The sequence below is a fragment of the Crenobacter sp. CS_VA4 genome, from assembly GCF_055597485.1.
Genome location: NZ_JBVMAE010000097.1, coordinates 1 through 370, shown reverse-complemented (window position 1 = coordinate 370; position 370 = coordinate 1). Strand labels below are relative to the sequence as shown.

At 60.3% G+C, this 370-nt stretch carries 1 protein-coding gene; it reads right to left on the bottom strand.

Features of this window, described 5'->3' with window-relative positions:
• A partial coding sequence (locus ACZ2IA_RS22860; protein WP_470294884.1) for a Mu transposase domain-containing protein occupies positions 1 to 370 on the bottom strand: 370 nt, incomplete at both ends.

The following is a 370-nucleotide window of genomic DNA, read 5'->3' as shown; positions in this document are numbered from 1 at the left end:
CACTGCATCCAGTCCGTGTGACGGGATATAGCCCAGCACTTTAGCCATGACTCGGTCACCGCCACTACGACGTAGCAGCGCTTGCTGCAACTGGCGCAAGGGGGTCGGCATTTCATCGAATGGCGCACCGTTGCGCAACACGCCGGGCTTCTGCTCCACCAAGGGCAGGTAGTGCAACCAGTTGTAGAAGGTGCGGCTGCGATCAAATGATCGAACGTGACTGGCGACGGCTTCCTGTTCGGCATAGATCACGAGGCGTTCCGGGTAGAGCCGCAGGCTGACCATCTGGTTGGCCAGATGGCAGGGCACCGAATAGCGGTTGCGCTGGAAGGTGACCAAGCAAGTGCTGGAGACCCGTGCCAGGACTTCG